The following is a 21,382-nucleotide window of genomic DNA, read 5'->3' on the forward strand; positions in this document are numbered from 1 at the left end:
GAGCAAGCGGTCCGGCCTCTAGAGTCGGTGGGATGAAGGCGATTCAGTACGAACGTTTCGGCGGACCCGAGGTGTTGGAGCTGGCCGAGGTTCCCGTCCCGAAGCCGACCGGAGCGCAGGCGCGGATCGCGGTGCGCGCCGCCGGGGTCAATCCGGCGGACTTCAAGCGTCGCAAGGGCCAGTTCGGCCCGGTGGAGTTCCCCGCGCAGGCCGGTTTCGAGATCGCGGGCGTGGTGGACGCGGTCGGGCCCGAATCGCCCTGGCGGGTGGGCGACGAGGTGCTGGGCTGGGCCGATTCCGGCGGCTACGCCGAGTTCGCGGTCGGCACCCGGCTGGTGGCCAAGCCCGGACAGCTGTCGTTCCCGGACGCCGCCGCGATTCCGGTCGCCGCCGGAACCGCCGAGCGCGGACTGCGCCTGCTGGAGCTGAAGGCCGACGAGACCCTGCTGATCCACGGCGCTTCCGGCGCGGTCGGCTCGATGGCCGCGCAACTGGCCCGGGCGGCCGGGGTCATCGTGATCGGCACGGCGTCCGCGGCCAATCAGGAGGTCGTCGCGGGCCTGGGCGCGACCCCGACCACCTACGGCGACGGAGTGGTCGACCGGGTCCGCGCGCTCGCGCCTAACGGCATCGACGCGGTCCTCGACTGCGCGGGCCACGATTTCCTCGACGCGGCCATCGCGCTGCGCGGCGGCACCGACCGCATCGTCACCTTCGTCGACCCCGCCGCCGCCGAGAAGGGCGTGGTCTTCTCCAGCGGCGGCGGCGCTTCGGTCCTGGAGGCCGTCGAGCGAGCCGCGCAACTGGTGGCCTCCGGCGCCTTCCACCTCCCCGCCCCCGCCCGCCTGTTCCCCCTCTCCGAAGCCGCCGAAGCCCAACTGGAAAGCGAAATCGGCCACGGCCTCGGCAAAATCGTCCTCACCACCGGCTGACGCCCACTATCCCCTCGTCGTTCCGGTGAGCTCTCTTGTTGTTCCGGTGAGCTCCCTCCTCATTCCGGCGAGCTCCCTCGTCATTCCCGGCGCGCTCCCCTTATTTTTTCCCGGCGCGCTTTTGGCCGGGATCGGTCCACACGATCGAGTACCGCAGCAGCAGGTGCCGCCGGAAGCGTGCGCCGGGCAGGACCCGTTCCGCGAGTCGGCGCATGCCCGCATAGGTTTCCGGCGGCGGCCACACGATCGGCGACGGATGGGCCCATTGCTTCCGTCGCACCAGCCGCACCCCGGCATACGCCAGCACCGACGCGGCCGTCATGGGCAACTCGCGCGGCAGGGTGCTCTGCGCGAATCCGACCACGGCGAGCGTCCCGCCCGGCCGCAGCAGCTCCCGCATCCGGGTCAGCCCGGCCTCCGCGTCCATGTGATGCAGGGTGGCGACGGAGACGATGCCGTCGAACGAGGCTGGGGCGAACGGGTATTCGAGCGCATCGCCGTGGATATAGGTGATGTCGCCGTCCGGCGACTGCGCCCGCGCCAGCTCGATACTCGGCTCGTGCAGGTCGATTCCGGTCACCCGCGACGCCCGTCGCCGCAGCCGCCGCGCCAGCATGCCCTCCCCGCATCCGATGTCGAGCACCGTATCGGCGTCGGCGACGGCATCGGCCAGCAGGCGGTGATAGTGGATATTGATATTCCACCGGTCGTGATCGGGAACCCCCATGCCGACCTTCTTACCGCACGCCGCGCGATCGGGCAGGTCCGCACGGCGCTGCCGAGCGGAATAGTCTGGCGGTATGACCGATTCGTGGGTGCGTGCGCTGCGCGACAGGATCGACGGTGAGGTCGACGCGTCCGCGCGGCGGTGCGCGGAGTACTCGTCCGATGCCTCGAACTATCGAGTTCTGCCCGCGGCGGTGGTGTTCCCGCGCGGCGACGGGGATGTCGCCGCGGCGCTGGCGTTCGCGCGCAACGAGGGGCTGGCGGTGACCGCGCGCGGCGCCGGAACATCGGTGGCGGGCAATGCGATCGGGTCCGGACTCGTGCTCGACTTCAGTCGGCACATGAACTCGGTTCTCGAGATCGATCCCGAAAACCATTGGGCGCGAGTGCAACCGGGTCTGGTGCTGGCGAGTCTCCAGAAGGCCGCCGGTCGGCACGGGCTGCGCCTGGGCCCCGACCCCTCCACCCAGAATCGCTGCACGCTCGGCGGCATGATCGGCAACAATGCCTGCGGACCACGCGCGGTGGCCTGGGGCCGCACCTCCGACACCGCGCGGGAGCTGCGAATACTCGACGGCATCGGCACCGAGCGCGCACTCGGCGCCGAGGTGGCCTCGGTGCCCGGCCTCGCCGATTTCACCCGGCGCAATCTGGCGCTCATCCGCACCGAACTCGGCCGCTTCGACCGGCAGGCGTCGGGCTACGCGCTGGAACACCTGCTGCCGGAACGCGGTTCGTCGGCGGTGCGGGCATTCGTCGGCACCGAGGGCACCTGCGGCCTGCTGCTGGAGGCGACCGTCGACCTGGTGCCGCTGCCGGGCGCCACGGCGCTGGTGGTGCTCGGCTATCCCGATATGCCCACGGCCGCAGACGATGTCGCCGCGGTCATGGCCGGTGGCCCGATCGCGGTCGAGGGCATCGACGCCCGGCTGGTCGACGTGGTGCGCGCCCACCGCGGCCGCGCCCCCGACCTGCCCCGGGGCGGCGGCTGGCTGTTCGTCGAACTGGCCGGTGCGACCCCCGCCGAGGCGTACGACCAAGCCGCCGCGCTGTGCCGGGCCACCGGCGCGCTGGACACCCGCATCGTCACCGATCCGGCCGCCGCGGCCGCGCTGTGGCGCATCCGCGCGGACGGCGCGGGCCTGGCGGGCCGCACCCCGGACGGGCATCCGGCCTGGCCGGGCTGGGAGGACGCGGCCGTCCCGCCCGCGAATCTCGGTGCGTACCTGCGCGATTTCGAGGCGCTCATGCGCGCGCACGGCGTCGACGGGCTGCTGTACGGGCATATCGGCGACGGCTGCATCCACGTCCGGCTGGACCTGCCGATCGCCGACGCGCCGCAGCGCTTCCGCGCCTTCCTCGAGGACGCCACCGATCTGGTGGTCCGCCACGGCGGTTCGCTGTCCGGCGAGCACGGCGACGGCCACGCCCGCTCGGAACTGTTGGCGCGCATGTACTCTCCGGCGGCGCTGGACGCCTTCGCCGAGTTCAAGGCCCTGTTCGATCCGGACGACGTGCTGAATCCGGGAATCCTGGTGCGGCCCAAGCGGATCGACGAGAACCTGCGCCTGGCCGGACTGCGCCCGGTGCCGTCGGCGGGCGGATTCGCCCTGCCGCACGACCGCGATCTCGGCGCGGCCGTGCATCGCTGCGTCGGAATCGGCAAGTGCCGCGCCGACACCCGCGCCACGGGCGGCTTCATGTGCCCGTCCTATCTGGCGACCGCCGACGAGAAGGACAGCACCCGCGGCCGCGCCCGCGTCCTCCAGGAGGTGGTCCGCGGCGCGCTCGACTGGCGCTCCGACGCCGTCGCCGACTCCCTGGACCTGTGCCTGTCCTGCAAGGCTTGCGGCTCCGACTGTCCCGCAGGCGTGGACATGGCCACCTACAAATCCGAAACCCTGCACCGGCGCTACCGCCACCGTCTCCGCCCCCGCGATCACTACGCCCTGGGGCAGCTGCCCCGCTGGCTGGCGCTCGCCACCCGCGCCCCCCGCCTGTTCAACTCCCTGACCACGCTGTCCCCACTACGCCGCCTGGGCCTGCGCGCCGCCGGTATGGACCCCCGCCGCGAGGTTCCTGCCTTGGCGCCCAAGAGCTTTCGCGCACAATGGAAGCGCCGTATCGAGTCGACATCAGATGCCCCGAGGCCGCGCAATGCCGATGTCATGCTGTGGATCGACAGCTTCACCGACGTGTTCGCCCCGGAGATCGCTTGGACCGCAGTCGAATTGATCGAATCGCTAGGGCACGCCGTCACCATTCCGGCGCGCCGGGTGTGCTGCGGGCTGACCTGGATCAGCACCGGGCAGCTGGACGGTGCGCGAAAACGATTGCGCGCCACGCTCGATGCACTCGACGAGCACGTGCGGGCGGGAGGAATCGTGGTCGGGCTGGAGCCCTCGTGCACCGCGGTACTGCGGTCGGATCTGGCGGAACTGCTCCCCGACGACCCGAGGTCGGCGGCCACCGCCGCGGCGGTACGCACCCTGGCGGAATTCCTCGAGCGAGATCCCGCCTGGCGCCCACCCGACCGATCGGCCGACACCGTACTGGTGCAACCGCACTGCCATCACCACGCCGTACTCGGATTCGACGCCGACCGCCGCATCCTCTCCGCCACCGGCGCCCACGTGACCGAAATCACCGGATGCTGTGGACTTGCTGGCAATTTCGGCATGCAATCCGGCCATTACGACATTTCGGTTGCCGTAGCAGAAAACGGGCTATTACCCGCCCTCCGCAGCGCCGCCACCGGAACCCACTTCATAGCCGACGGCTTCTCCTGCCGCACCCAAGCCGAACAACTCGGCACCCACACCGGCCACCACCTCGCCCAATTCCTGCGGGAACGCTGAGCCCCCTGGCCCCCGTCCCGCTGAAACCTGTCTCCGGCCCGCTGAGACCTGTCCCCGGCCCGCTGAAACCTGTCCCCGGCATGCTGAAACCTGTCCCAGGCGTGCTGAACCTTGTCCCCGGCGTGCGGAACCCCTTGTCCCCGGCGTGCTTTTGGCCGGGGCCTCCTCAGCTGCCGAACGGCAAGGTGCCCGGAGGGATCTGGTAGCCCGAGCTGCCCGCGAAGACGCCACCCCACGCGTTGAGCAGCCAATTCAGCACATTGGTAAGCATGAAAATCCTCCGTCGCAGCGTATGCCGACCGATTGCCGGTTTAACCCATCGGTATCGGAATCGCCGAGTGTGATTGTCCCGTTACAAGCTACTGGTCACCATGAATAGACGACAGCTTCCGTTGTTCTTCTCACGAAAACCGCTGTGGCGTAGCTCACTTCCGGGATCCGGGGCAGAGTGTGGACCGGCGTGCGGCACCGGGCACAATGTGCCGGGTGACTACGACGATCGGCGGCGCGGCGCGCACGGTGACCGCCGACCGAACGATCGATCTCGCGCACACCGTCGCCCCGCTGCGGCGCGGGTCCGGCGACCCCTGCCATCGGGTGACGCCGGACGGCGCGCACTGGCACGCCTCGCGGATGCCCTCCGGCGCGGTGACCTATCGCCTGGCCCAGGCCGGGCCGTGCGCGGTGGCGGCGCAGGCGTGGGGTCCGGGCGCCGCGGAATTCCTCGACCGGCTGCCGCACATGCTGTGCCTGGACGAGGACGTCTCCGGATTCGCCCCCGCCCATCCGAAGATCGCCGAGGCGCACCGCCGTTTCCCGGGGCTGCGGATGCTGCGCACCGGCCTGGTGTTCGAGACGCTGGTCCCGACCGTGCTGGAGCAGCGGGTGCACCTCGTCTCGGCGCGGGCGTCGTGGCGAAAGCTGGTGTGGCGGTTCGGCGAACCCGCGCCCGGCCCGCTACCGCTGCGGCTGCCGCCGGACGCCGACACCTGGCGGCACATCCCGTCCTGGAGCTACCACCGCGCCAATGTCGACCCGCGCCGCTCCCGCACGATCGTGCTGGCCGCCCGCATGGCCGCCAAACTGGAGCAGGCCGCCACCCTGGACCACGCGGCCGCCGCCCACCTGCTGCGCACCGTCCCGGGCATCGGCATCTGGACCGCCGCCGAAATCGCCCAGCGCGCCCTGGGCGACCCCGACGCCCTCTCCATCGGCGACTACCACCTGTCCTCGATCATCGGCTGGACCCTCCTGGGCCACCCCATCGACGACGACACCATGATCGAATACCTGGAACCCCTACGCCCCCACCGCTACCGAGCCGTCCGCCTCCTCGAAATCTCCGGCCAGGCCCACAAAACCAAATTCGCCCCCCGCACCCCCCTGGTAGACCACAGCCGCATCTAAGCGACCCCACCCCTCCGGCGTCCGCCCATACCCACCCCGCCCCAACCATTCCCGTGTCCCCACCTGGCTGTCCTCATGATCCCGGCGTGGTCGTCCTCGCGGTCCCGGCGTGGTCGTCCCGTCGTTCCGGCGCAGTCGTCCCGTCGTTCCGGCGCAGTCGTCCCGTCATCCCGGGCAGTCGTCCCGTCGTTCCGGCGCAGTCGTCCCGTCGTTCCGGCGCAGTCGCCCCGTCATCCCGGGCAGTCGTCCCGTCATTCCGGCGCGGCCGTCCCGTCATTCCGGCGCAGCCGTCCTCCTGATCCCGGCGTGCTTTTGGCCGGGATCCCCCGTCACGTTGCCGGAAGCAGCTGGTAACTCACCGTGATCGACGGAGTGCCCTCGGTCCACGTGATCGACGGGAATGTGCCCGCGGCGTTGGCTTCCGGGGCGCTGGCGAGGTAGCTGTCGACGATCCTGTGCCGGGTATCGAACTCCGCTCGGTCGGCGGCCGATTCCCGGCACCGCGCCACCCATTCGTCCAGTGCCGCACGGTCGTCCGGCAAGGTGAAACTCCGGGTACTGCCAGCCATTCGGCCGTGCACATATGCTTCCACTGTTCGCGCCTTTCTGCTCGATGCAGCCCTCATCGCGCTTCGTGTCGTCCGTGGTGCCCCGTCCGCGCCGCAGAGCGAATCATCCGGCGCGGACGGGAGATTGGGCGGGACCGAGAATCGCGATGGATGCTGCGGACGCACCCCAGAAAGACGACGACCGACGGCGCGACGGCCGCCAGGACACCCCACCATTCATGTATCCAGCTCCCGCCCATTGCGATTCCCTTCGGCTCGGACCGGGCAACCTCTTCGGTTTCAGGTACTGGACAAGGGTGGACCTGCAAGGATCGCGTTTACAGGGAAGGACTACGACGGAAATAGCAACTCTTAGCGAGGCGACGTGATCACCCGGTGGACGGCCCCGGCGGTGAAGGCACTCCGGATAGCGCTGCGAATGAATCAAACAAAATTCGCTCAGCAGGTCGGTTACAGCCAGAGGACCGTAAGCGGTTGGGAGAGAGGGCAATACGGTATCAATACAACCGCCCAGCTTGCTCTGGACGAGGTTTACGCGACACTGGATCCTATGGCGCTGGCACGTTTCGAAGTGCTCGCCGAGGAGGACGACGTGGACCGGAGAAGCTTTCTGAAGACAGCCGCTCTAGCGGGCACGGTGGGATTGTCGGCCCCGACCGTCACGCCGATGTCGATCGACCGTCTGCGACAAACCGTCCACTCGTTGATACTGCTGGAGGACTCGGTCGGATCGACCACCGCCAAACCACTCATCGACACTATGACCCGTACCTGCACGTCGCTATTGCGTTACTGTCCGGAACTGTTGAAGCCCGAGCTGTCGCGAGTGACTGCCGAAGCGGTCGCCTCCAGCGCCTATGCGGCATGGGACCAGAAAGATCCCAAACTGGCGGACAGACTGTTCAGGCAGGCATACGAGCATGCCGAGAATTCGGGCGACACCGACATGCAGGCGGGCATTCTGGTGGACCGCAATCATCTCGCTGTGGGGACTCACCGGTACGCCGATGCCTCCGACTACGCCGACGGTGCACTGGCCATCCGTGTGCACGACCCTCGCATGGCCGATCTCCGGGCACTGTGCGCCGCGCGAGCCTACGCATACGCCAACCGGCGAAAGGATGCCCGCACACAGCTGGACGCCGTGTCGGGAGATCTCAGGCCCCCGACAACGCCCGATCAGTCGTACGCGTATCTGGTGGCTCCATGGTTTGCTTTCTCCATCACCAGTTCCGTACTGGAAGTGACCGGAGACCGCCAGGGCGCGGCCGAAGCGCTGGAAAAGTCGCTGCCCCTTATCTCGCCGTACAGAGTGCGCGAGCAGGCTACGACGCTTCTCCGATTGGTCCGGCTCACCGCACCGCAGGATCTCGATAGAGCCGCCGACGCCGCCAAACAAGCTGTCCAGCTGGCCCGAAAAAACACCTCACCGCGATTGTGGGAGGACTACCGGCAAACTCGCCAGCTCCTGTCGCCATGGGACGGCAGTCGCGCATTGCACGAACTCGACATTGTCGCCGAAGAGGTGCTGTCGAACTGACGTGTGCCGGTAGATCCCGGCCAAAAGCACGCCGGGATCATTCATTGAGTTGGCGAGCATGCCGGGTTCATTGAGTTGGCGAGTGTGCCGGGTTCATTGAGTTGGCGAGTGTGCCGGGTTCATTGAGTTGGCGAGTGTGCCGGGTTCATTGAGTTGGCGAGCGCGTCGGGTTCATTGAGTTGGCGAGCATGCCCGGTTCATTGAGTTGGCGAGCACGCCCGGACCATCGAGTTGGCAAGCGCGTCGGGTTCATTGAGTTGGCGAGCACGCCCGGACCATCGAGTTGGCAAGCGCGTCGGGGTCATCGAGTTGGCGAGCACGCCCGGTTCATTGAGTTGGCGAGCACGCCCCGGACCATCGAGTTGGCGAGCACGCCGGGACCATCGAATCGGCAAGCCTGCCAGGATCACCGAGTCAGCCGGAACCTACCGCCCCGCGACTGCGGCGTCGGCCGCCGCGCAGGCGCGGGACAGGGCCTCCGGCACCGGGATTCGGCCCAGGAACATTTCGCCGAGGATCTGGTCGATTGCCTCCAGGGCGACCGGGAAGCCGGAGCCGCCGCCCGAGGAGATGCGGGGCCCGGCCAGCACATCGAAGAACGGGGACACGTCGATGCCCTTGTGCGCCCAGTAGTCTCGATACACCTGCTGATCCGCCACCACCGCGGGAATGCTGGAACCGTCCAGCCCCAGGTACCGATTGCCCGCGGCGCTCCCCAGCCATGCCAGTACCCGCCGGACGGCGTCCGGGTGGGGGGTCGCGGCGTTTCCGGCTACGCCGATGGCATTGTCGGTGCTCACCCGTCCGGCCGGTCCGGCGGGCAGCAGGGCGACGCCCCACGGGAAGCGCGCCTGCTGCGCGATCTGGGCGAGGTTGTAGGTGCCCGATTGCAGCAGCGCCAGTTTGCCTTGCAGGAACGCGTTTTTCGTGAAGTCGCGATTGGTGTCGGTATCGGCCGCCGACGGGGCGAGGCGGTCGGCGACCAGCCGCACCAGGTACTCGTAGGCCGTCACGCCCTGCGGGCCGTCGAAGACGAAATGCCCGGCCGCGTCCTGGAATCGCCCCCCGGCCGAACCGAGGAACGGCAGGTCGATGGACTGGAAGTCGTGCGCCGCGTTGTAGGGCCAGGGCGCCACCGCGGCCAGTCGGCGCAGCAGCGGGCGGAGGGTGTCGTCGGGGCCGCCCCAGCGCAGCGTGTTCAGCTCCGCCGGGTCGATGCCCGCGGCCGCGAGCAGATCGCGGTTGTAGTACACCGCCGTCCCGCCGTCGACGAATTGCGGTACCGCCCACAGCTTTCCGTGGCGGCTGTACTGCGCCACCGCGGACGGATCCCACGCCCGGGCCGCATCCGGGCCCAGCGCCGCGCCGATGTCCAGCAGCCGCCCGGCATCGGCGTAGTCCTCGTAGAGGTTGGTCCAGAACAGGTCGTCGGCGGTGCCGCCCGCCACGTCCAGCCGCAGCTTCTGCTGATACGACGACCACGGCACCACCGTGATCCGCACCGCGACATCGGGATTCGCGCGCTCGAACGCGTCCAGCGACGCCCGGTAGGCGGGCACGAAGTTCTCGTCCCAGATCCGCAGCCGCACCACCGTGCGACCCGAGCCGTCGCCGGTGCGGCCGAGCCACAGCGCGGCCGCGATCAGCAGCGCCGCCGCGAGGACGACACCCAGCACCGCCCGCGTCGAGGTCTTCATTTCACCCCCGACCACGCGATCGACCGCAGCACCTGGCGCTGGAAAACCAGGAACAGCACCACGAGTGGGACGATGGCCAGCGTCGTCGCCGCCATCACCAGCGTCCACTGCGCGTTGTACTGGGTCTGTAAATTCGCGGTAGCCACCGTCAATACCTGCCAGGTGCGGCCGCTGCTGGCGACCAGCGGCCACAGGAAGTTGTTCCACTGCGAGACGATCGTGATCAGCGTCAGCGTCGCCAGCACCGGGCGGCTCATCGGCACCACCACGTGCACGATCACATCGAGGGTGCTGGCGCCGTCCAGCCGCGCCGCCCCGATCAGCTCCCCCGGGATCGCCCGGAAGTACTGCCGCAGCAGGAAGATCGCGTACGGCGAGCCGAAGACGAACGGCAGCACCAGCGCCCAGAAGGTATTGAGCGCACCGAGTTTCGCGAACATCAGATACAGCGGGATGAGCGTCACCACCGGCGGGATCATCATGGTGACCAGGTACGCCCAGAACAGCGCCTCGCGGCCCGGGAATTCGGTGCGCGCGAAGGCGTAGGCGGCCAGCGTCGAGGTGATCAGCTGCCCGCCGGTGATGAACACCGTCATCAGCGCGGTCACCAGCACCGCCCGGCCCAGGCCCTGATCCAGCACGATGCGGAAGTTGTCGGCGGTCACCGGATTCGGCAGCGCCAGCGGCGATTCCACCGCGAACCGGGCGGGCGTCTTCACCGCGGTCAGCGCGCTGAGCACCAGCGGCGCGACGGTGAGCAGCGCGCCCGCGATCAGCACCGCATAGGCGGCCACGGAGCGGAACATCCGCGTGCGGTCAGTACTCATAGGTGGTCCGATTCCGGAAGTAGCGGTGCTGCACCAGGGTGATGGCGACCATCACCACGCACACCACGATCGCCATCACCGCCGCCCGGCCCGGCCGCGCCGCGACGAACGCCTCGGAGAAGATCCGCATCGCAACCACTTCCGTGCGATCGCCCGGACCCCCCTTCGTCAGCGCGTACACCGTGTCGAAGGTCTGGAAGGCGGTGAGCACGCCGGTGACCAGGACGAAGAACATGGTGGGCCGCAGCAGCGGCAGGATCAGCCAGCGGATGCGCCGCCAGCCGGTGGCCCCGTCCAGCGCGCCCGCGTCCAGCAGCTCGCGCGGAATCGCGCGGATCCCGGCGACGAAGAACAGCGCCACATAACCGACATTGGCCCAGATGCTCACCGCCGCGACCGAGGGCAGTGCCAGCGCCGGATCGGTCAGCCACTCGATGTGCCGCCCGAGCAGCGCATCGATCGCCCCGCCGGTCGGCGCGAACAGCCACTGCCACACCACGCCCACCGCCACCGGCGCGCACATCCACGGCAGCGCGTACACCACCCGCAGCGCCGAGCCACCCCGCCGCCGCGCCAGCAGCGCCGCCGCCGCGAACCCCAGCACGGTCTGCACCGGCACCACGATCCCCGTCAGCGCCAGCGTCACCACCAGCGAATGCCCGAACTCCCGATCCCCCAGCACCGCCCGCCAATTCCGCAGCCCCGCGAACGCCATGGGCCCCAACAGGTCCCAGCTGTGCAGGCTGAGCCACGCCACCACGACCACGGGCAGCGCCAGAAACACCCCCACCCCGACCAGGCTGGGCAGCAGCAGCGCGTAACTCGTCAGCGCGCGACGAACCCGTCGGTCCATTCCTGCGACGCTACCTGCTTCCCGCCGCGGTCTCATGAACACTGCGCCACCGCAACCCGTTACGCCCCTGCGCATCCGGCACCAGGAGGGCGGTGGTCAGCCGCGCCGCGGCCCCTTCCGGGCGATGATGCACCTCCCGGAATCGCGCCACCGCACACTCCGCCGACCGATGCAGCACCTCGATATCGAGGATGTCGATGGTGAGGCCGGGCACGGAATTCCCCGCACCCCGCAGTCCCGCGAACAACTGCTCCCGCGTCACGACCGAGCCCTGCAGGACGACCATGGAGAACTCGTCGTGCGTCTGCGCCTCGAAACGCTCCAGCCCGTCGGCCGAATCCGGCCGTCCCAGCCAGCGAGCCAGGTCGTCGTGCAGCGTGCGGATCTCGGCGACGAGCGCGTCGTGATCGATCATGATCGCGACGTTACCCATCCGACCGGCGAATGCGTCGGAAGGGACGCCGGGGCGTATGGCCCCGGGCCCCTACGTCGCCGTGACGGCGGGTCCGATTACTCCGATCGGACCTGCGCGGCCTGCATGCCCTTCTGACCCCGCTCGGGCACGAACGACACCCGCTGCCCCTCCTTCAGCGACCGGAAACCGTCGCTCTCGATCGCCTTGAAGTGCACGAACAGGTCGTCCCCGCCGCCATCGGGGGCGATGAAGCCGAACCCCTTGTCGTCGTTGAAAAACTTCACAGTCCCGCTCTGCCTGTCGGCCATTGCCATATACCCATTTCATCTGAGGTGGTCGAGCCGTGAGGGTCAGGTGTCCGTCACGCTACTGATCATCCCTTGCTCGGCCTCCCGCGGCGGGTTTCCGGCGCGGTGCGCCGCGATCCGACCGGTCCGCAATGCCGACTCGATTCGCTGCGATCCGCACCGTGGAGGAGGATGCGGGAATGAGTGGTAAGCCTCCGCCGTCCCCGAACCTGTTCAGCCATCGCGACGTCCCCGTCCCCACCTCCCCGGCAGCCACCGGCGACGCCGCGGTGAGCCACCCGGTATTCAGCAGCGCCGACTCGCCGTCTGCCGAAGAAAGACAGTCCCCGGAGCCGCCCGCCACATAGACGGCCCCTACGCGCTGTACGGGAATCCGTCTGGCGGCACGTATCGGTCCCATCCGGAAGGGGCGTCGCGACGAAGACCTTTTCGGGAAGCTGCCCGAAATGTGTCACTGACGGATGGCTGACCGTCGGCCGATATCCCGTCGGCGCCACTTTCGGCGCCCTCGCCCTCCTTGTCACGATGCCCGCCTGACCCCTCCGGAACTTTCTACAAGGACGAAGACGGTAAGACGGAAGAACGCTTCCCCCACAGCAAAGTCAGGCCAAAGCTCAAGTTCCGATCATATTATTTCGAAGCAGCTCCAGCTGAGAAGTGACAGCATGCGTACCGATGCCCACCCTCGCGGCTCGCCGAGGGTGGTCAGTCCTTGGGACCGCCTGCCACGTAGATGACCTGGCCCGACACGAAGCCAGCGCCTTCGCTGACGAGGAACGAGGCGGTGTGGGCGATGTCCTCGGGTCGCCCGACGCGTTGGACGGGAATCTGTGTGGCGGCGGCTTTTTGGAATTCGTCAAAGGGGACGCCGACGCGGGCGGCGGTGGCGGCGGTCATGTCGGTGACGATGAAACCGGGAGCGATGGCATTGGCGGTGACGCCGAACTTGCCCAGCTCCAGGGCAAGGGTTTTGGTGAAGCCCTGCATGCCCGCCTTGGCGGCCGAATAGTTGACCTGCCCCCGATTACCGAGCGCCGAGGTGCTCGACATGTTCACGATGCGCCCCCACTTCTGCTCGACCATGTACTTCTGCACCGCCCGGGTGAGCAGGAACGCGCCGCGCAGGTGCACATTCATGACCGTGTCCCAATCGTCCACGCTCATCTTGAACAGCAGATTGTCGCGCAGCACGCCCGCATTGTTGACCACCACGGTCGGCGCACCCAGCTCGCTTTCGAGCTGCTGCACAGCCCGAGCCACCGACTCCTCGTCCGAGACATCCGCCCCCAGCGCAACGGCCCGCCCACCCGCCCCGGTGATCGCCCCGACGGTCTCCGCACAGTTCCCCGCATCAAGATCCAACACCCCCACCCGAAGCCCATCCGAACCCAACCGCTTAGCAATAGCAGCCCCAATCCCCCGCGCCGCCCCAGAAACAACCGCAACCCTGTCAGCCATGGACTGTCCTCTCCTGCCCTCGAATGTGGTCCGCCGTTCGAGAGTAACCGCCCCGGCCGTCACGAGATCAGATTCCGACACGCGACCGCCGCCGCGATGATGCACCGCGCCGCGTCACCGTATGCGGCTTGCCCGGCCAGAATCCGAAATGTGCGCTCGTGGAGCGCGATTTCGGACGGCCTGGTGATGGTGAGTTCGGCACTGACCGTCTCGGTGAGTACCTGCGTCCTGTCGTATATCACGAAATTGGTTGCAGGTACCCGAAATTCGGCGTCCAGCGGGAGAACGCCGAGAACGATTCGGGGATCGGTCATACGATCGAGTAGCCGCTGTAGTTGCTCGACCATCACACGGTGATCGCCGACGGTGCGATGGAGCGCCCATTCGCCGATGACCATGTGGAACCGATGGTTTCCATGGTCGAGGACGCGCTGCCGCTGCATCCGTGCTGTCACAGCGTCATCGAGATCATCGCGGCCCCCGGTGATAGCGATACAAGCTGCGAGGATTGCTCGCGCGTATGCCTCGGTCTGCAGAAGGCCGGGAATGAGTTCCGGCTCCCACCAGCGAGTGAACCTGGTTCGAGCCTCCAGCTCGATGGACTGCCGTTGCCGGTGTGCGTGTCCCGCGGCGACCGTGCGCTGCCACTCCAGGTACATGGCGCGCAGGTTTCGCAGCGACGCCACAAGATCATCGAGTACCGCTGGATTGCCGACTGCTTCACACCACTTGGCGAGGTCATCTTCGGTGGGCGACTGCTTGCCGAGTTCGATCCGCGACACCTTGGATGAATGCCATTCGCAGACCGCAGCGAGCGCGACTCCGGACATGCGAACATCTCGGCGCAGCTCCCGTAGGCGCGCGCCGAGTGCCGCTCGTGCCTGTTCGACGCCGGTCACGCCCGAACGTATTCGCTTTCGACGTATCGAGCGTGGTCGATTCCCTTGGACCAGAGGGTATCGCGTGCCTCAACGCACCAGCCGACGATGCGCGGGTCGGTCGTGATCGACAATCCCATGAACGCACCATCTTCGGCGAAGGTCGTGAAGGCAACCTTGTTCCGATCGAACAACCAGTAGTCGTCTCGCGGAACGGTGTCCGGCGCGGTGAGGTGGCGCGGTAGCCACCGTACTTGTTCACCGGTAGCGATGTTGTCGGCTGTGTTCTCGATCAGCCAGCGGGTGTACTCGGAGTGGGGCACGGTCACTACTCGCAACCTCTCCAGCACAACGCCCCGTCCGGCGGTCTCGATCATCAGCTCGTCCCACGCTCGCCAGGAATCGGGCTGCTCCTCTCGTTCGTACGGCTCGCCCGCCGCCCAGCGACGCAGCGCCTCGGCCTCATCGGCCACGGCGTAGTTGTCCCGTACCTCCAAATGAAATGCGCTGGAAAAGGTCTCGCGAAACAACGGGGTGAAACAGTCGTCTCCGACAACATGGAGCATCAACGAACCACCACGGCCGTTTCCTGGTCGGCAAGCCTGAGTTGCGACAGCACCGTCGGATCTGTCACCAGCTCACCAGCCACCAGGATCGTGCCGGGTTCGTCACCGGCTTCCACCGCCAGCCGCATACCGGGCTCGAGCCACCCCAGAAGCCTGTACGGGACGATGACGGCATCGCGGGCGGTGCGATCGCCCTGGACGACAAGTTCACCGGTATCGGTGGCATACACCGCGGGGCAGGTGCCATGGCCGGAATCAGAGCCTAGAAGATGCAGTTTCATGGAAAGACATCCTTTGCGCGAAGCGAGAATATCCGACTGTCAAATCGTCCGCTTCCGGCATCAAGACCGCAATCTCGCGCGCAAAGTAGCGCAAAGTGGTAGATCGGGATCTTCGCTGGCTCCTACCGTCGTAGGCAGCGCTGAGACGACGATCGCCGACTCGCTTCGGCCAGTAGCACAGTGCCGTCTCGACCCACCTACCTGACGACGAAAAGGGACCTCACATGGAGCGGCGTAGAAGGCTGTTCTGTTTCGAAGGTGGAGTATTTGAAATGGCCGCCTACGAAGGTGATTCGGACGATGACGGTGCTCCGCACGTGTGGCTGGAGTTGTACGACCGTAGCGGCGTCGCCGCGCCACCCGCAGCGCCCTGATCACCTACACCTACCTCACCCCGCTCGTTACCTTGGACGACCCTTCACTCCACCCACAGCGACCACGTATTCCGCTCACAAACCAACGCATGCCCATCCGCCGTCCGAGCCGTCTTGTCCGAGGCCGCATTGCATTTGGCTCCCCCGTCGTAGACCGCCGTGGACACGGTATAGGGCCCCGTCCAGCGGTAGCCGCCTGTCCCCTTGAGGCACAACAGGGTGCTGCCGTCGGGGGTGGTGCCGATGAGGGCGGCTTGGGATTCGGTGCAGACCTCGCCCTTGGTGACGGTGGGTGGGGCGGAGGCGGTGGATGTGGTGGTTGCGGGTGGGGTGGGGACGGTTGTCGTTGCTGTGGGCTGGGGTGGGGCGACCGAGACTATGGTTGCGGCGGTTTCGGTGGGGGCGGCCTGGGTGCGGAAGGTCATGTGCGGGAGGGTGGCTCCGGACAGGACCAGGGCGCCCGCCAGGACTACCACCTCGGCGACGCCGAGCATGAGTGCGCTCAATGCCATTCCGCGGCCGCGGGGATGGGTGAAGGAGATGAAGCCGAAGACGATCGCCACCGGGAACAGGCCCAGCAGCGCCGCCACCAGCGCCACGATCGCATACGGATTGACGATGGGCGGCACCTCCACCCGCAGTCTGCCGGTGCGGCGGCGGGTGGGGCCGCTGTCGTAGCGGTCCTCACCGACCTCGCTCGCCGTGCGACGGCGCTGGGCGGCCTCCCAGCGGTCCTCGTCGGTCTCGGCGACCGGCCAGCGGTCGTCCTCGGAAGTCTCCGGCCAGCGGTCGGCTTCCGAGTACTGCTTCCTGCCGGGCATACGGTCCCTTTCACCTCGTGCTCGTGCAGGAACCCTAGGACAACGGACCCGCCCCGATACGGAGAAAGGATATGTGCCCCCGCCGGACCCGCAACCCCGTTCGCCTCGAGGCGGCCTCATGATGATCTTGATTACCGTTCGACACGCGACGCGAGCGGGCCTCCGAAGCGCGAAACTTCATGTCAGAAATTCCTGCTCCAACGAATCCGATGCGCATAATTCTCAGAGATTAACGATTCGATCTCCGTTGCACCGACTGTACGGTCTTGAATTCCATTCTGCGAGAACAGATCTCAGATGGCGGGAACCCGCGAGCGGCCTCGTGGCGCGCATCGCGCCATCACCGGTGGTAGTGCCCCCTGCGGCCGCGCTCCGACCGGTCGACCCGAATGATCACGACTCGGCACCCGTTCGACAACGAAGCTATGTTTGCGCCTGCTAATGATGGGTACTCGGAAGTCGTGGACCGTGGGATCAGAAACACTTCGACGCGGTACCGCAAACTGCTTCCCGGCGACTGGATCGAAAGGCTCATCGTCGGTTTACTGTTCGCGGTATCAACCGTGGGCATATTTGTGCTGACAGGCGCTGTGATGACGGCGCTGATGGTCGGCCTCCTGGTCGCGGCGGTCGCCGTCGGTGTCGTCACCCTCCTGTGACGCCGAATCGGCTACCGCCGCAACAGTCGGCTACCTCCGGAACAGTTTGTTGCCCAACCAGACGATCGGATCGTATTTCCGATCGACGACGCGCTCCTTCATGGGGATCAATGCATTATCGGTGATCTTGATGTGCTCGGGGCAGACCTCCGTGCAGCACTTGGTGATATTGCAGTACCCGAGCCCGAATTCCTCCTGCGCCATTTCGCGGCGATCGGCGACATCGAGCGGATGCATTTCCAGCTCGGCCACCCGCATGAGATAGCGCGGCCCGGCGAACGACTGCTTGTTGTCCTCGTGATCACGCACCACGTGGCAGGTGTCCTGGCACAGGAAGCATTCGATGCACTTGCGGAACTCCTGCGAGCGCTCGACATCGACCTGCTTCATCCGATACTCGCCCGGCTTCAGGTCCGCGGGCGGGGTGAAAGACGGGATCTGGCGCGCCTTCTCGTAGTTGAACGACACGTCGGTCACCAGATCGCGGACGACCGGGAAGGTGCGCATCGGCGTCACCGTCACCACCTCGGCGGGATCGAACGTCGACATCCGCGTCATGCACATCAGCCGCGGCCGACCGTTCACCTCCGCCGAACACGAGCCGCACTTGCCCGCCTTGCAGTTCCACCGCACCGCCAGGTCCGGCGCCTGGGTGGCCTGCAGGCGGTGGATGATGTCGAGCACGACCTCGCCCTCGTTCACCTCGACCGTGAAGTCCACCAGCGCGCCACCGTCGCTGTCGCCGCGCCATACTCGGAACCGGGCGTCGTAACCCATTGCTACGCATCCCCTTTCGCGGAAGCGTCGGCCGCCGCCGGATGCCCGGCGAGTTCGGTCGGCGTGTAGTACTTCTCGAGTTCGGAAAGCTCGAACAGGGCCAGCAGCTCGTCGCGCATCGGCACCTGGTCGGCGGGGTGCACGGTCACCGCGGGCACCGTCTGGCCGAGATCGTCCGGATCGACCCGGCATACCAGCAGCTTGCCGCGCCAGTTCGGATCCATCTGCGGATGGTCGTCGCGGGTGTGCCCGCCGCGGCTCTCGGTCCGCAGCAGCGCCGCCTGCGCCACACACTCGCTGACCAGCAGCATGTTTCGCAGATCCAGCGCGAGGTGCCAGCCCGGGTTGAACTGCCGATGGCCCTCGACGGTCACCTGATCGAACCGCTCGCGCAGCTCGCCGAGCCGTTCGATGGCCTGCTCCAGCTCGTGTTCCTTGCGGATGATGCCGACCAGGTCGTTCATCGTCTGCTGCAGGTCGGTGTGCAGGGTGTAGGGATTCTCGCCGCTCCCGGAGGTCGGCGGATCGAACGGCGCCACAGCGGTTTTGGACGCCTCGGTGATGTCGTCGTCGGAGATGGTGGGACGCTCGCCCAGCTGCTCCACATAGGTGGCCGCGCCCAGGCCCGCGCGGCGGCCGAACACCAGCAGGTCCGACAGCGAGTTGCCGCCGAGCCGGTTGGAGCCGTGCATGCCGCCCGCGCACTCACCGGCCGCGAACAGCCCGGGCACGGTGGCCGCGCCGGTGTCGGGGTCGACCTCGATGCCGCCCATCACGTAGTGGCAGGTCGGGCCGACCTCCATCGCCTCCTTCGTGATGTCCACGTCCGCAAGCTCTTTGAACTGGTGGTGCATGGACGGCAGCCGCCGCATGATCTCCTCGGCGGGCAGCCGGGAGGCGATGTCGAGGTAGACGCCGCCGTGCGGGGTGCCGCGACCGGCCTTGACCTCCTCGTTGATGGCGCGCGCCACCTCGTCGCGGGGCAGCAGGTCGGGGGTGCGGCGCGCGGAGTCGTTGTCGCGCAGCCACTGATCGGCCTCGGCCTCGGTCTCGGCGTACTGGCCCTTGAACACCGCGGGGATGTAGTCGAACATGAACCGCTTGCCGTCGGTGTTCTTCAGCACCCCGCCGTCGCCGCGCACGCCCTCGGTGACCAGGATGCCCTTCACACTCGGCGGCCAGACCATGCCGGTCGGATGGAACTGCAGGAACTCCATGTTGATCAGCGTCGCCCCCGCCCGCAGCGCCAGCGCGTGACCGTCGCCGGTGTACTCCCAGGAATTGGAGGTCACCTTGTAGGACTTGCCGATTCCGCCGGTGGCCAGCACCACCGCGGGCGTCTCGAAGAGGACGAACCGGCCCGATTCCCGCCAGTAACCGAACGCCCCGGCGATGCGGTCGCCGTCCTTGAGCAGATCGGTGATCGTGCACTCGGCGAACACCTTGATGCGCGACTCGTAGTCGCCGGTGGCCGCGAAGTCCTCCTGCTGCAGCGACACGATCTTCTGCTGCATGGTGCGGATGATCTCGAGCCCGGTGCGGTCGCCGACGTGCGCCAGCCGCGGATAGGTGTGGCCGCCGAAGTTGCGCTGGCTGATCCGCCCGTCCGGCGTCCGATCGAACAGCGCGCCATAGGTTTCCAGCTCCCACACCCGGTCGGGCGCCTCCTGGGCGTGCAGTTCGGCCATGCGCCAGTTGTTGAGGAACTTGCCGCCCCGCATGGTGTCCCGGAAATGCGTTTGCCAGCTGTCCTTCTCGTTCGCGTTGCCCATCGAGGCGGCGCAGCCGCCCTCGGCCATCACGGTGTGCGCCTTGCCGAACAGCGATTTGCACACCACCGCGACCGACAGGCCGTGCTCGCGGGCCTCGATGACCGCGCGCAATCCGGCGCCACCGGCACCGATCACGACGACGTCGTACTTGTGCCGCTCGACTTCAGGCATGGAACCGAATTCTCCTGAGCTGTGAGGGTGATTTCATGGCGATAGGCGTCAGTTGACGAATCGCAGGTCCGATATCGTGCCGCTGGCGACGAGCATGATGTAGAAGTCGGTGAGCATCAGCGTGCCGAGCGTGACCCAGGCCAGCAGCATGTGCCGGGTGTTCAGCTTCGACACCTGGGTCCAGAACCAGTAGCGCGTCGGATGTGCGGAGAAGTGCTTGAGCCGCCCGCCCGCGATGTGCCGGCAGGAGTGGCACGACAGCGTGTACGCCCACAGCAGCGCGGCATTGACGACGATGATGATGTTGCCCAGGCCGAATCCGAAACCGCCGGATTTGCCGTGGAAGGCGATGATCGCGTCGTAGGTGTTGATCACCGCGACGATGCCCGCGATATAGAAGAAGTAGCGGTGCGCGTTCTGGATGATCAGCGGAAGCCGGGTCTCCCCGGTGTATTTCGCGTGCGGCTCCGAGACCGCGCAGGCCGGGGGCGAGAACCACACCGCGCGATAGTAGGCCTTGCGGTAGTAGTAGCAGGTGAGCCGGAACAGCAACAGGAACGGCAGCACCAGGAAGCCGAGCGGAATCCAGGACGGCAGCGCGCCGACCCAGTGTCCGAAGTGACTGGAGCCCTCGACGCACGAGGTACTCACGCACGGCGAGTAGAACGGCGTCAGGTAGTGGTAGTCCGGCACCCAATATGCCGTCCGCACAAAGGCTCTGACTGTCGCATAGATGATGAACGCGGCCAGCCCGAGCACCGTCGCCAGCGGCGGAACCCACCATCGGTCGGTGCGCAGGGTCCGGGCGGCGATGGCCGCCCGACCGGTGCCGAAAACTCCTGTGCCCGATTCGGGCGCGCGTGTAGGTGCGGCGCTCACTGCTGGATGCCTCGCTGATCTACGCCATGGAACCCGTGGAACGTCATCGTTACCTCCGGCATCGAATGTGATGCTGAGCACGATACGACACCCGAGCTATGGCCTGTCACGGGTCCCGAGAATATGCCCCCATCCGCCCCCATATGATTTGCGCCACATTGTCTGAGAATTCCCCCCACCAAGCCACAGTGGCGAACGACCGGCAATCCTCACCGAACTAGATTGGCGCACACCACTTTTCGCCCACCACACCCCCACCCCCGTTTCCGACACGCTTTCCTCCGGAATCCCCAGCAAGATCCCGGCCAAAAGCACGCCGGGATCAGGGGTCTTGGCACGCCGCCCGGGTTGGGGCGACTTGGCAGCTCTGCCGCGACTGGGCGTCTTGGTGGTGCTGCCGGGATTGGGGACTTGGCGCTGCCGCGATTGGGGGACTTGGCAGTATCGCCGAGGTTGAGGTGTCTTGATCCGCGGCTGATTGCTCTCTTGATCCCGGCGTGCTGTGTGCTCTCTTGATCCCGGCGTGCTGTGTGCTCTCTTGATCCCGGCGTGCTGTGTGCTCTCTTGATCCCGGCGTGCTGTGTGCTCTCTCGATCTCGGCGGGCTGATTACTC

The 21,382-nt window shown here is 67.2% G+C and carries 21 protein-coding genes; 6 read left to right on the plus strand and 15 right to left on the minus strand.

From position 1 onward, the window contains the following. Window positions 1-32: 32 nt before the first annotated feature. Window positions 33-932 carry an NADP-dependent oxidoreductase gene (locus HPY32_RS19450; RefSeq protein WP_171982933.1) on the plus strand — a complete coding sequence of 300 codons (900 nt, stop codon included), beginning with the start codon at window positions 33-35 and terminating at the stop codon, window positions 930-932. 100 nt (window positions 933-1,032) lie between these two features. On the opposite strand, the gene HPY32_RS19455 is transcribed toward HPY32_RS19450, so the two are convergent. Then, window positions 1,033-1,659, minus strand: a complete 627-nt coding sequence (locus tag HPY32_RS19455) for a class I SAM-dependent methyltransferase (protein WP_067579239.1) — start codon at window positions 1,657-1,659, stop codon at window positions 1,033-1,035. 73 nt (window positions 1,660-1,732) lie between these two features. On the opposite strand from HPY32_RS19455, the gene HPY32_RS19460 reads away from it, so the two are divergent. Further along, a complete protein-coding gene (locus tag HPY32_RS19460; protein WP_067579237.1) occupies window positions 1,733-4,516 on the plus strand; it encodes an FAD-binding and (Fe-S)-binding domain-containing protein in 2,784 nt (927 codons plus the stop codon). 477 nt (window positions 4,517-4,993) lie between these two features. After that, window positions 4,994-5,923 (plus strand): DNA-3-methyladenine glycosylase family protein, encoded by a 930-nt coding sequence (locus HPY32_RS19465; protein ID WP_067579235.1) that lies wholly within the window; start codon window positions 4,994-4,996, stop codon window positions 5,921-5,923. Between the two features lie 329 nt (window positions 5,924-6,252). On the opposite strand, the gene HPY32_RS19470 is transcribed toward HPY32_RS19465, so the two are convergent. Beyond that, entirely contained in the window at window positions 6,253-6,465 is a 213-nt protein-coding gene (locus HPY32_RS19470; protein ID WP_156673949.1) for a hypothetical protein, read from the minus strand. Between the two features lie 418 nt (window positions 6,466-6,883). On the opposite strand from HPY32_RS19470, the gene HPY32_RS19475 reads away from it, so the two are divergent. After that, window positions 6,884-8,032, plus strand: coding sequence for a helix-turn-helix domain-containing protein (locus HPY32_RS19475; RefSeq protein WP_507236497.1), 1,149 nt, complete (start codon window positions 6,884-6,886; stop codon window positions 8,030-8,032). Between the two features lie 425 nt (window positions 8,033-8,457). Here HPY32_RS19475 and HPY32_RS19480 read toward each other — a convergent pair whose 3' ends face one another. From HPY32_RS19480 to HPY32_RS19500, 5 genes are all read right to left on the minus strand, one after another. Further along, window positions 8,458-9,729 (minus strand): ABC transporter substrate-binding protein, encoded by a 1,272-nt coding sequence (locus HPY32_RS19480; protein WP_067579230.1) that lies wholly within the window; start codon window positions 9,727-9,729, stop codon window positions 8,458-8,460. Then, window positions 9,726-10,556 (minus strand): carbohydrate ABC transporter permease, encoded by an 831-nt coding sequence (locus HPY32_RS19485; RefSeq protein WP_067579228.1) that lies wholly within the window; start codon window positions 10,554-10,556, stop codon window positions 9,726-9,728. Before HPY32_RS19485 ends, HPY32_RS19480 begins: the two co-directional genes overlap by 4 nt. Next, on the minus strand, window positions 10,546-11,409 hold the full coding sequence (locus HPY32_RS19490; protein WP_067579226.1) for a carbohydrate ABC transporter permease: 864 nt from the start codon (window positions 11,407-11,409) through the stop codon (window positions 10,546-10,548). The genes HPY32_RS19485 and HPY32_RS19490 overlap by 11 nt, the downstream gene beginning before the upstream one ends. A 10-nt stretch (window positions 11,410-11,419) precedes the next feature. Next, window positions 11,420-11,824 carry a DUF4440 domain-containing protein gene (locus tag HPY32_RS19495; protein WP_067584707.1) on the minus strand — a complete coding sequence of 135 codons (405 nt, stop codon included), beginning with the start codon at window positions 11,822-11,824 and terminating at the stop codon, window positions 11,420-11,422. Between the two features lie 95 nt (window positions 11,825-11,919). Beyond that, window positions 11,920-12,132, minus strand: coding sequence for a cold-shock protein (locus HPY32_RS19500; RefSeq protein WP_067579224.1), 213 nt, complete (start codon window positions 12,130-12,132; stop codon window positions 11,920-11,922). 179 nt (window positions 12,133-12,311) lie between these two features. On the opposite strand from HPY32_RS19500, the gene HPY32_RS19505 reads away from it, so the two are divergent. Next, window positions 12,312-12,479, plus strand: a complete 168-nt coding sequence (locus HPY32_RS19505) for a hypothetical protein (protein ID WP_156673947.1) — start codon at window positions 12,312-12,314, stop codon at window positions 12,477-12,479. A gap of 358 nt (window positions 12,480-12,837) precedes the next feature. On the opposite strand, the gene fabG is transcribed toward HPY32_RS19505, so the two are convergent. The 5 genes from fabG to HPY32_RS19530 all read right to left on the minus strand — a co-directional run bounded on the left by fabG (window position 12,838) and on the right by HPY32_RS19530 (window position 16,510). Then, the gene (gene fabG / locus HPY32_RS19510; RefSeq protein WP_171982934.1) at window positions 12,838-13,590 is read right to left on the minus strand and encodes a 3-oxoacyl-ACP reductase FabG; all 753 of its coding nucleotides are present in this window, start codon (window positions 13,588-13,590) and stop codon (window positions 12,838-12,840) included. 59 nt (window positions 13,591-13,649) lie between these two features. Next, a complete protein-coding gene (locus HPY32_RS19515) occupies window positions 13,650-14,420 on the minus strand; it encodes a DUF5753 domain-containing protein (RefSeq protein WP_082871084.1) in 771 nt (256 codons plus the stop codon). 65 nt (window positions 14,421-14,485) lie between these two features. Then, the gene (locus HPY32_RS19520) at window positions 14,486-14,998 is read right to left on the minus strand and encodes a DUF6879 family protein (RefSeq protein WP_253949736.1); all 513 of its coding nucleotides are present in this window, start codon (window positions 14,996-14,998) and stop codon (window positions 14,486-14,488) included. Window positions 14,999-15,033: 35 nt separating this feature from the next. After that, the gene (locus HPY32_RS19525; protein ID WP_156673946.1) at window positions 15,034-15,315 is read right to left on the minus strand and encodes a hypothetical protein; all 282 of its coding nucleotides are present in this window, start codon (window positions 15,313-15,315) and stop codon (window positions 15,034-15,036) included. A gap of 418 nt (window positions 15,316-15,733) precedes the next feature. Continuing rightward, on the minus strand, window positions 15,734-16,510 hold the full coding sequence (locus HPY32_RS19530) for a DUF4190 domain-containing protein (protein ID WP_171982935.1): 777 nt from the start codon (window positions 16,508-16,510) through the stop codon (window positions 15,734-15,736). Between the two features lie 461 nt (window positions 16,511-16,971). Here HPY32_RS19530 and HPY32_RS19535 point away from each other — a divergent pair, with 461 nt between their 5' ends. After that, window positions 16,972-17,169, plus strand: a complete 198-nt coding sequence (locus tag HPY32_RS19535) for a hypothetical protein (RefSeq protein ID WP_067584704.1) — start codon at window positions 16,972-16,974, stop codon at window positions 17,167-17,169. Between the two features lie 30 nt (window positions 17,170-17,199). Here the strand turns inward: HPY32_RS19535 and HPY32_RS19540 are convergent, their stop codons facing one another. Genes HPY32_RS19540 through sdhC form a run of 3 tightly spaced genes read right to left on the minus strand, consistent with a single transcriptional unit; the run spans window position 17,200 to window position 20,768 of the window. Then, window positions 17,200-17,946 (minus strand): succinate dehydrogenase/fumarate reductase iron-sulfur subunit, encoded by a 747-nt coding sequence (locus HPY32_RS19540; protein WP_067579212.1) that lies wholly within the window; start codon window positions 17,944-17,946, stop codon window positions 17,200-17,202. A gap of 2 nt (window positions 17,947-17,948) precedes the next feature. Further along, window positions 17,949-19,889, minus strand: coding sequence for a fumarate reductase/succinate dehydrogenase flavoprotein subunit (locus HPY32_RS19545; RefSeq protein ID WP_067579210.1), 1,941 nt, complete (start codon window positions 19,887-19,889; stop codon window positions 17,949-17,951). Between the two features lie 48 nt (window positions 19,890-19,937). After that, window positions 19,938-20,768 carry a succinate dehydrogenase subunit SdhC gene (sdhC, locus tag HPY32_RS19550; protein WP_067579208.1) on the minus strand — a complete coding sequence of 277 codons (831 nt, stop codon included), beginning with the start codon at window positions 20,766-20,768 and terminating at the stop codon, window positions 19,938-19,940. Window positions 20,769-21,382 lie beyond the last annotated feature (614 nt).

This window comes from Nocardia terpenica (assembly GCF_013186535.1).
Classification (GTDB): domain Bacteria; phylum Actinomycetota; class Actinomycetes; order Mycobacteriales; family Mycobacteriaceae; genus Nocardia; species Nocardia terpenica.